This window comes from uncultured Campylobacter sp. (genome assembly GCF_937973075.1).
Classification (GTDB): Bacteria; Campylobacterota; Campylobacteria; order Campylobacterales; family Campylobacteraceae; genus Campylobacter_B.
In genome coordinates this window covers 1-2,874 of sequence record NZ_CALBWL010000070.1, presented here as the reverse complement: position 1 = coordinate 2,874, position 2,874 = coordinate 1, and the positions used below count along the sequence as shown (strand labels likewise).

Here is a 2,874-nt window from a genome sequence, read left to right as displayed (position 1 = left end):
CGTAATTGTCGCCGATGATCTGAAACTCGATATGGCGCGGCTTGACGACGAGTTTTTCCATAAAAATTTCATCGTTATTAAAAAATGTTTTTGCCTCTCTCGTGCACGAATCGTAGGCGCTCTCCATATCCTTCTCCTCCCATACCTCGCGGATACCGCGCCCGCCGCCGCCGCCGCTAGCCTTTAAGATCACGGGATAGCCGATCTCGCGCGCATATTTTTTGATCGTATCCATGCTCTCGTGATTTAGCTTTTCGGTACCCGGCACGATCGGAATGCCGTTTTTGCGCATCAAATAGCGAGCGATGTTTTTGTTACCCATTTTGCGGATAACGTCGGGTTTCGGACCGATGAAAATAATGCCCGCGTCCTCGACTTCTCTTGCAAAGTCAAAATTCTCGCTCAAAAAGCCGTATCCAGGATGTATCGCATCGGCGCCGCACTCTTTGGCGACTTCGACGATCTTTTTAGCGTCCAGATAGCCTTTTAGCGCGTCCGCGCTTACTTCGTAGGCCTCATCGGCGATTTTTACGTGCAAGCAATCGATGTCGGGTTTGGTATAGATCGCGACGCTTTTAATATGCAGATCTCTGCAGGCCCTAATGATGCGAACCGCGATCTCGCCGCGATTAGCGATAAGAATTTTACGTATCATAAATAATTGCCTCTTTTAAAGAAATACCGCGGTAATAATAGTATAAAAAATTTTATATCAAGTTGAAATTTGCAAAAGGCGGTTGAAATTACGGACAAAATTTAAAGAAGATTTATGGTGCCCGAGGTCGGAATCGAACCGACACGAGGTCGCCCTCGCCAGATTTTGAGTCTGGTGCGTCTACCAATTTCACCACTCGGGCATTTTGAAAAGTTATGATTGTATAAATTTTTAAAAAAAGATAAGCCCCGAAGACGGGGCTTGGAGCAAGAAAATTATTTTTTCTTCTTGCCTTTTGCAGCTGCAACAGCCTCTTTTAGCTGTTTGCCAACTTTAAATTTTACTACTTTAGTAGCAGGAGATTTGTAAGTTCTGTTTGTGCCAGGAACTTTACCCTCGCGAGCTGCACGCTCTGCAATGCCGAAAGATCCGAATCCGATGAAGCTTATGTCATCACCTTTTACTAAAAGCTCTTTGATAGCCTCAAGCGTAGAATCAACTACCTTAACGGTATCTTTTTTAGAAAGACCTGCCTTCTCGGCAACTACTTGGATAAAATCAGCTTTTTTCATGCTAATCCTTTAAAATAAAGTGGTTTGGGCGGTATTCTACAATAGTTTCGCAAAAAATACAATAGTTTTTTAAGAAAAAAACGCAAAAATCGGCAAAATTTAGCCGAATTTAGCCCAAATTCGTCAATTTTTCAGATTTTGCTTCTTTAAATTTTAAAATTTCGCCATATTTTTGGGGCTGATTTTTGAAATTTCACCGGATTTCAAAAAATTTCAAAATTTTGCCCATCCGCGCCTCATTTTTATAAAATTTCGCCCCAGCCCGCCGCTTTAAAATATATAAACTATATTTTGTTATAATCCGCGCAAAATTTCAAAGGCTTTTTATGACTAAAATTTTAATGATAGAGGACGATTTAGAACTCGCCGAAATTTTAAGCGAATATCTGCAACAATACGATATCGATATCACCGTCGCGGACGATCCGTTTTTGGGGCTTTCCAAGCTAAATTTAGAAAATTTCAACCTCGTGATTTTAGATCTCACGCTTCCTGGGATGGACGGGCTTGAGGTCTGCAAAGAGATCCGCAAAAACACCGATATACCGATCATAATATCAAGCGCCCGCCACGATCTGACCGATAAGATCAACGCCTTCGACTTCGGCGCGGATGATTATCTGCCAAAGCCCTATAATCCACAAGAGCTTTTAGCGCGCATCAAACGCCACATCGAGCGCTACGATATAAACTCCATCCAGCGCGCCGCAAAGCCCAAAAAAGACCTCGAAGTGGACGATTTCCGCCACGTCATCAGCTTCAAAGGACAGCCCCTATCGCTCACCATCGCCGAATACGACGTGCTTTCGTATCTCATCAAAAAGGAAGGCGGCGCGATCACCCGCGAGGAGCTCATCTACAACTGCAGCTCCATAAGTGAGGAATCCTCGAGCAAAAGCATCGACGTCATCATCGGTCGCATCCGCCTAAAGCTTGGAGAAACATCCAAGGCGCCCAGCTACATCCACGCTATCCGCGGCGTGGGCTATAAGCTGATACAATGAGCGGGCTTGCGCCGTATGGGCGACGTGATAGAATTTAGCCGCTCGCGGATCTAAATTTAATAGACACCCGCGCGGCGAAACTGAAATCGCAAGCCGTTCCGCGCGATCTTGTCGTTTAAATTTAAGGCGCCGCAACTGAAGCGTTAAAATTTTACGATAAAATTTTGTAGTTATAAATTTGGCGTGCGATTTTAAATGGGCGTGAAATTTCATCGTTATAAATTTCAGCAAAATTCGGCTCTACGCGCAAGACGAGTTATAAAAAACAGAGCCCAGGGCAGCGAAAGGGTAAATTTTAAAAATTTAAAGCGGCGCGGCTCAAAAGCTTAAAAGTGCCCTGCTTTGCGATGAAATTTTAAAATTTACACGCCGTGCCTTTAAGACGCGCCGTAAATTTAAAGCCGAATAAGTCGGTACGCGCACTAAAGCAAAGCAAGCCCGCGGCTTCAAAGCTTTGAAATTTTAAAAATTTAAGGATCATATAAATTTAATGAAAGTAAGATCGTCGATTTTTTACACCATCACGTTCATCTTCGCGCTCGCTGCCGTGGGCGTTTCGCTCGCTCTACTCTGGCTCATTGGCTACGATCAGCAAAACTACACCCGCGAGCTAAACTCCAAATACTCCATCGTCGCGCGCGCG

Annotated in this window: 3 protein-coding genes, 1 tRNA gene and 1 pseudogene; 2 read left to right on the top strand and 3 right to left on the bottom strand. The window is 44.2% G+C overall.

Annotated elements, in window-relative coordinates; genetic code table 11:
* The 3 genes from Q0274_RS09905 to Q0274_RS09895 all read right to left on the bottom strand — a co-directional run.
* On the bottom strand, nucleotides 1-655 hold a 655-nt coding region (locus tag Q0274_RS09905), incomplete at its 3' end, for a biotin carboxylase N-terminal domain-containing protein (protein WP_298029369.1).
* A 115-nt stretch (nucleotides 656-770) separates the two neighbouring features.
* Nucleotides 771-857 (bottom strand) — tRNA-Leu (locus Q0274_RS09900).
* Between the two features lie 73 nt (nucleotides 858-930).
* Nucleotides 931-1,227, bottom strand: a complete 297-nt coding sequence (locus tag Q0274_RS09895; RefSeq protein ID WP_298029367.1) for an HU family DNA-binding protein — start codon at nucleotides 1,225-1,227, stop codon at nucleotides 931-933.
* A gap of 326 nt (nucleotides 1,228-1,553) precedes the next feature.
* Between Q0274_RS09895 and Q0274_RS09890 the strand changes: the two genes are divergently transcribed.
* Complete coding sequence (locus tag Q0274_RS09890) at nucleotides 1,554-2,231, top strand: response regulator transcription factor (protein WP_005870247.1); 678 nt, start codon at nucleotides 1,554-1,556, stop codon at nucleotides 2,229-2,231.
* A 490-nt stretch (nucleotides 2,232-2,721) separates the two neighbouring features.
* A pseudogene (locus tag Q0274_RS09885) lies at nucleotides 2,722-2,874 on the top strand (sensor histidine kinase); the annotation flags it as partial.

Excerpts from the sequence above, each read along its gene's own strand:
- Q0274_RS09890 (WP_005870247.1), top strand. The coding sequence starts at position 1,554 with ATGACTAAAATTTTAATGATAGAGGACGATTTAGAACTCGCCGAAATT.
- Q0274_RS09895 (WP_298029367.1), bottom strand. The coding sequence starts at position 1,227 with ATGAAAAAAGCTGATTTTATCCAAGTAGTTGCCGAGAAGGCAGGTCTT.